The sequence below is a fragment of the Streptomyces sp. NPDC042336 genome (genome assembly GCF_055581985.1).
In genome coordinates, this window is the sequence record NZ_JBVJEA010000022.1 from 121,371 (window position 1) to 127,526 (window position 6,156).

Below are 6,156 nucleotides of genomic sequence, written 5' to 3' on the forward strand. Positions count from 1 at the left end.
GTGCTGAATTGACATGAACATGATTTCTGTTGACTCGGGATGCGGGTCGCGTCATGGGTATCCGCCACCCGGCCGCCGCCTCCCCATTTGACGACCTCGTCGACGCTGCCACATAGTGTTCTATGTACATCGAACATCGAACAAGGAGTCTTCATGTCCCCGAACCAGTCCGATGAGACGTTCTCCGGTCGCGTCGTGATCGTCACCGGCGCTGGAACCGGCATCGGCCGAGCCACCGCCGTGGCCTTCGCCGAGTCGGGTGCGTACGTCCTCGGGGTGGGCCGCCGCGAGGCGCCCCTGAAGGAGACCGCCGCAGCCCACGCCAACATCGACGTCCTGGCCATCGACATCTGCGGCGACGATGCGCCCGCCACGGTGGTGGGCGCCGCCGTGGAGCGGTGGGGGCGCCTCGACCACCTGATCAACAACGCCGGTGCGACAGCGGTCATGCCGCTGGCGGAGGCCGACAAGCAGACGATCGTCGATCTGCTGGCGCTCAACGTCGTCGCACCCAGTCTTCTGGCTCGCGAAGCCCTGCCGCACCTGCGCCGGACCTCGGGGTCGATCATCAACCTCTCCAGCACCTACGGGCACCGCCCGATGGCTGGGGGTGCGCACTACTCGGCCACCAAGGCCGCCATCGAGCAGATGACGCGGAGCTGGGCACTGGAGCTGGCCGACGAGGGTGTCCGTGTCAACTCGGTCGCTCCCGGCCCCACCCGCACCGACGTCATGCTGCACGCAGGTCTGACACCGGAGGCGGCCAACGACATGTACGCCTATGAGCGCGACCGCATCCCGACCCACCACATCGCGCACGCGGACGAGGTGGCTCACTGGATCCTCCGCATGGCGGACCCGGCCGGACGCCATGCGACCGGTCAGGTGATCACCGTCGACGGCGGCCTGGAACTCATCTGACGAGTGGCGCGTCGGGACGGCTGCGGACCCGGGGCGGTACCGCGTGCCCGATCCACCGGGGGCGTCTTCGTCAGCCGCAGGGACGAGAAGGCTCGGCTTCACACTGACCGGACACGGCAGAGCAGACCCTCGTGACATGGTGTCACTTTCGTTGAGCTGCCCGGCGATTGTGCCGGGAGGCCGAGGCGTCGGCACGGCAGTGGTGAGGCGGCCACCGAGGACATCGCGCCCGGCGTCCTGCGTCACTGACGTGGTGACAGGCCCGCGTGAGGTGATCGATCACCACGGGCGGGTCGAGGCACCGGCCCGCAGGACCGGTGTCTCCCTCCGCCGAGGGCGGTCACCGGTGTCACGAACCGGCCCCCGGCTCGGTCACATGTCGCAGGCGCGTGCGGATGCGATGACGGCACCCGCGTGCACGCCGACGGGCCGGACTCCGGAGCCGACCCGGGACAGCTCGGGCTCATGAAGGGACGACGGGTCGATGACACCATCAGGGAAGCTGCCCGCACCGCAACACGGCCTCCTGCTCACGCACTTCCTCACGGTGCGCGACGTCGCCGTCTCCCGGCGCTTCTACGCCGACGTCTTCGGCGGAGAGGTGGTGATGATGGAGAACCCGGCGATGGTGAAGGTCGCCAACAGCTGGATCATCATGAATCCCGGTGGCGGCCCCACCCCCGACAAGCCGGGGGTCACGCTGGAGGCACCCCGAAGCGGTGAGCGCGTGTCCAGCTTCCTCAACGTGAGGGTGGCCGACCTGGACTCCTTCTACGCGCATGCGGTCGCTCAGGGAGCGGACTTCCTCACCGAACCCGTCGATCGCGGTGCCGAGCTGCGTTGCTACCTGCGCGACCCCGACGGCTACCTCGTCGAGGTGGGCCAGTCCACCGGCCTCCTGCGGGGCATCCAGGCGGAAGCTCCCGCCGAGTCCGGTTGAGGCCCGCGGACGGCGAAGTCCGTCGGCACGGGTCGTTCACGGCTGCTCCCGGCCGCCCCGCCGGCCGGGAGCGGGTACGGGTTCGGCGCGGGGAACGACGCGGGTGCCGTGGAAGACGTAGGCGGTCAGCTCCTCGAAGGTCCAGCTCATGTTGGACAGCAGATCATCTCCGACCTTCGCGCGGTTGACCTCGGCCGTCAGCGCCAGCCGCAGGAACGCGTCGTCGCCCCGGATATTGGGGGGTGGCCGAGGGCCCGTGAGGGCCCAGCGTCGCACCGGACACAGTAGGGGCTTCCGCTTGAGCCGTCCGCGGCCGTCGAGGGGATGGGTGTCGAGCCGCGGTCGGGCCGCACCGTGAAGTCCGTCACCCCCGACCCGGTCGTCCTCTCCGACGTCGAGGTCATCCCCACGTCCACCGTCGTGTGAACCGGCGGTACCGTCGCTAGCCCGCTGACGGCCGAGATCCCGGGCGAACGTGACCGCCTGGGCCGCCTCGCCGTCGACGAACACCTCCGGGTCAAGAATGTTCCGCACGTCTAGGCGGCGCCAGTGACACGGCCGCCGCACAGGTCGAGGACGAGCACTTCGCGATGCGAAGCTCCCAGCACGCGCAGCCCATGGGCAAGTTCGCCGGGCACAATGGGGCGGGGGAGAGAGACATGACGTTCCCCGACACCGACTCGTGGCCCCGTCGGTCTGGCCGGCGCCCCGCCTGACTTTTCTCGGTCCATGCCGCGCGCAGCTCCGACGCGCTGCACGGCCTGACCTCGAAACAGTTGCGTGAAGTGCCGGACGCGGAACGCGACCGATGCCTCCGCGGTTCTGGCCCTGACCACCTGCGTCGGAACGACGGTCACCTGGCTCCCCCGGGACGGCGGCAGCGGTTCGGCGACGACGTCCACGGTGCGTCGATCGTCTCCGCCGTCCGCCGCGCGGGACATACGCGCGCATCTTGTCCACGAGCGTGGCATGGACCGGGAACGCGTGTACTTCTCGGGATGCTGTCGATCCGCATCGGTCGCTGCCGTCGCCGTGCCGCGGGCCGCGGACGCCTCCGGTGACCTGGAAGGCCCCTTGGAGTTACTCGTTCTGGTTCAGTCCGGGAAGTCGAAGAGACGGTACCGGTACGCCGCCGTGAAGCCGAACCGTCGGTACAACGGTTCCCCGGCGGGGCTGGCCACGAGCGCGGCGAAGTGCATCCCGCGCTCTCGCCCCACCCGGAGCGCGGCGGACGTCAACGCCGTCGCGACCCCCTGTCGGCGTAGCTCCGCGGCCACGTGCACGAGGAAGATCCCGGCCACGGAATGCGCGGTGATCAGTACGGTTGTCCCGACCACTCGGCCGTCCAGCACCGCGGCCAGCCGGACGATGTCCGCGTTGTCCCCACGCTGCGACTCGGCGCGTACCATCCCGGCCTCCGGTCCCGGGCCGATACCCATGGACGTCCGGTACGTCCGTACGAGATTCCGCAGTCGCCTGTCGTCCCGCACCGGCTCCACGCGCAGGCCGGACCGAGTACGTGCGTCGTCGACCCGGTCGTCCCCGCCGACCGGGTCGACGAGCGGCCTCACCATCACCGGCATGACCGTGAGCTGTCGTCCACCGTGGTGCCGCAGGACATCCTCGGTGTCCTCGGGGCTGTCCGGCCCCACCCACCACCACCAGGGAACTCCTGCCAGCTCCCTGCGGACGGCCGCCACGTCCGTCCCGGCCGCGGACCGTACGCGCACCACGCCGTTGAACTGCGGGGCCGCCAGGCCGCTGCGAAAGAGGTCGACACCGAGGTCCGGGCGGTCCGCGGCGCCCCATCCCATGAGGTATTGGCGGAAGTTGGCGAACACGGACCCCATGGCTGGCGAGGCCGCCATGCCGTCATGGATCCGCACTGTGTCGTGCGACGTACCGGCCGCGCTGGTCGAGTCCATTGACACTGTTCCCTTCACATTGTGATGTCGTCCCGCACAGTGTGAGCCATGACCGCCCCCGGGGCGTTCTCCGTGTCACACATCGGCCACCCGTCCGGTCAAACGCTCAGCCGATCGCCGGTGGACGCACCGACACCGGCCCGTGGCTGCTCGCACGGTCGGGTCGGTGGCACAAGGCCAGGAGGGTTATTCGTATGAAGGTCGTGGTGGTCGACGGTGGAGGCCTCATGGGCGTCGAGACCGCGCTCTGGGTCAGGGACCACGGACATGAGGTCGCCCTCGTCCAGGCCCCCGGCGACCCGCGCGCGCCCATCTCCGACGAGATCGCCGAGGCACTGCCGGGCTGTTCCGTGGTGGTCGACCTCGCTCATCAGCCGTCCGCCGACATCGGCAGCCTCTCGGAGGATCACGGTCTGGTCGTGGACGAGGCGGCCCTCGCGGACTCCTGGGCCGGATCCACTGGTGAACTCCTCAGAGCCGGGGCCGCCGCCGGCGTCCGTCACCATGTGTGCCTCTCCGTCGTCGGCGTGGACCGTATCGGCAGCGAGGGGGTGTTCCGGGCGCTCAGGAACCGGGAGGCCATGGTCCGGCGGTCCGGGCTCCCGTACTCCATCCTCCGCGCCACGCAGACCTTCGACGCGGCGGAAGACATCGCGACCGCGGCCACCGAGGACTGGATCGTGTGGGTTCCGCCCGCCGAGGTGCGTCCGGTCTCCCTCACTGACGTGGCGACCCTGCTGGCGCACACCGCCGTGACACGGCCCCTCAACGGAGTCCGTGAGATCGCGGGCCCCGAGCAGTTCCGGCTGGACGCCTTCGTGCGCACGGCCCTGCTGACGGAGGCGGAGTACCGGAAGGTCCGTACGGACGTCCTCAGTCCCTTCTACGGAGCGCGGCTCCGGCCCCGGGACCTGCTGCCGGGCCCAGACGCGTTCATCGCGCGAACCACCTACCGGGAATGGTTCGCCGGCCGGCCCGCGCCGGACACCACCTCCTGACCCCGACGACACGAACGGCACGAGAGAGAACCGCTGATGACGACCCTCAACCTCACGCTGCTCGGCGCGTTCCGCGAGATCACGGCCGCCGAACTGCCTCCTGTCAACTCCGCCCACAGCGATCGGCCCCTGCGCCGGTACGCCCTGCAACTGCACGTACCCGACGAGAGGCACCAAGAACTGGACGCCGAACTCCAGGCGGCCGCCACGCTGGACGGAGACCACCTGCAAGGGAGCGACGCGGCGTGGCGCGTCTCGGAGGGCTGGACCGCATCCTCCCAGGGCCGCCGGCCCGAGATCTACGTCTACCGGATCGAGATCCAGGAGGTCGAGATCCTGTATGCGGAAGCTCTCGAGGTAGAGGGTTTGCGCATCGTCCCAGGCATGTACAGGGAACGGGCCGACGAGGACACCATCACGGTGACGGTCGTCGCGGAGCTGAGCGGTGAGGACGACGAGCGCTTGGAGGAACTCCTCAGGGAGCCCGGCGCCTGGTACGACGTCACGCGCCGGGGCATCAGCGACACACCGGTGCGCATGCGCTTCGGGCGCTGTGTGTGGCAACGGACCGAGGAGGAAGGCCGACGCCACCTCCTGGAACTCGTCGGCGACGGGGGCAGCCCCGAAACGGCACCCTCTGCGCTGGACCTCGCAGCCCGGCCGCGGCTGGACCGGGCTCTGGAACAGGTCGCGGCCCACACTGACGCCCTGTCCCGGCTCCTTGAGGAACTGCGCGCCGGGGGAGTACTGAGCGAGGGCGCGGTCAAGGCCGTCGAAGCGGCCGCCGCCCCGCGCCCGTTGACCCCGCGGGAGCAGCGTGAACTGTCCCGCACCGATCGACTGAGCGACTACTGGAGCTGAGTCCGTCCTTCGGAAGGCTGGCGACGGCACATATCGCACAAACAGGGGTATATGTGTCACATCGGTCGGGTGAAGGCGGTCTTTAGGGACGAGAGTTCGCCCATACCGGACCGGCCCCGGAGCCGGTAGCCCGAGGAGTACACGTGGCCAGCACATCGCAGGCGCCCAGTTCAGGAGCCAGGACGGCTCATCCCGATCATCTCGGGCACGTCATCTTCATCGCGGCGGCGGCCGCGATGGGCGGTTTCCTGTTCGGCTACGACAGTTCCGTGATCAACGGTGCCGTCGAGGCCATCCGGGACCGCTACGACGTCGGCTCCGCGGTGCTGGCCCAGGTCATCGCCGTCGCGCTGATCGGCTGCGCCATCGGTGCCGCGACCGCCGGCCGCATCGCCGACCGGATCGGCCGCATCCGGTGCATGCAGATCGCGGCGGTCCTCTTCACCGTCAGCGCCGTCGGCTCCGCGCTGCCGTTCGCGCTGTGGGACCTGGCGATGTGGCGTGTCATCGG

The 6,156-nt window shown here is 69.7% G+C and carries 6 protein-coding genes and 1 pseudogene; 5 read left to right on the forward strand and 2 right to left on the reverse strand.

Going from position 1 to position 6,156, the window contains the following annotated elements; translation table 11 throughout:
- Positions 1-153 precede the first annotated feature (153 nt).
- Positions 154-921 carry an SDR family NAD(P)-dependent oxidoreductase gene (locus ACZ6IM_RS33450; protein WP_399936871.1) on the forward strand — a complete coding sequence of 256 codons (768 nt, stop codon included), beginning with the start codon at positions 154-156 and terminating at the stop codon, positions 919-921.
- Between the two features lie 484 nt (positions 922-1,405).
- Positions 1,406-1,861, forward strand: coding sequence for a VOC family protein (locus tag ACZ6IM_RS33455; protein WP_399936869.1), 456 nt, complete (start codon positions 1,406-1,408; stop codon positions 1,859-1,861).
- A gap of 90 nt (positions 1,862-1,951) precedes the next feature.
- Here the strand turns inward: ACZ6IM_RS33455 and ACZ6IM_RS33460 are convergent.
- Positions 1,952-2,092, reverse strand: a pseudogene (locus tag ACZ6IM_RS33460) (fumarylacetoacetate hydrolase family protein); the annotation flags it as partial.
- An 863-nt stretch (positions 2,093-2,955) separates the two neighbouring features.
- Entirely contained in the window at positions 2,956-3,786 is an 831-nt protein-coding gene (locus tag ACZ6IM_RS33465; protein WP_402678294.1) for a GNAT family N-acetyltransferase, read from the reverse strand.
- 194 nt (positions 3,787-3,980) lie between these two features.
- Between ACZ6IM_RS33465 and ACZ6IM_RS33470 the strand changes: the two genes are divergently transcribed.
- From ACZ6IM_RS33470 to ACZ6IM_RS33480, 3 genes are all read left to right on the forward strand, one after another.
- Complete coding sequence (locus ACZ6IM_RS33470) at positions 3,981-4,784, forward strand: SDR family oxidoreductase (protein ID WP_402678295.1); 804 nt, start codon at positions 3,981-3,983, stop codon at positions 4,782-4,784.
- Positions 4,785-4,820: 36 nt separating this feature from the next.
- Entirely contained in the window at positions 4,821-5,645 is an 825-nt protein-coding gene (locus tag ACZ6IM_RS33475; RefSeq protein ID WP_469561819.1) for a hypothetical protein, read from the forward strand.
- A gap of 143 nt (positions 5,646-5,788) precedes the next feature.
- Positions 5,789-6,156: MFS transporter (locus ACZ6IM_RS33480; protein ID WP_389900049.1), on the forward strand; the 368-nt coding region annotated here is incomplete at its 3' end.

Coding starts and splice junctions, on each gene's coding strand:
- ACZ6IM_RS33470 (WP_402678295.1), top strand. CDS start 3,981: ATGAAGGTCGTGGTGGTCGACGGTGGAGGCCTCATGGGCGTCGAGACC.
- ACZ6IM_RS33450 (WP_399936871.1), top strand. CDS start 154: ATGTCCCCGAACCAGTCCGATGAGACGTTCTCCGGTCGCGTCGTGATC.
- ACZ6IM_RS33455 (WP_399936869.1), top strand. CDS start 1,406: ATGACACCATCAGGGAAGCTGCCCGCACCGCAACACGGCCTCCTGCTC.
- ACZ6IM_RS33465 (WP_402678294.1), bottom strand. CDS start 3,786: ATGGACTCGACCAGCGCGGCCGGTACGTCGCACGACACAGTGCGGATC.
- ACZ6IM_RS33475 (WP_469561819.1), top strand. CDS start 4,821: ATGACGACCCTCAACCTCACGCTGCTCGGCGCGTTCCGCGAGATCACG.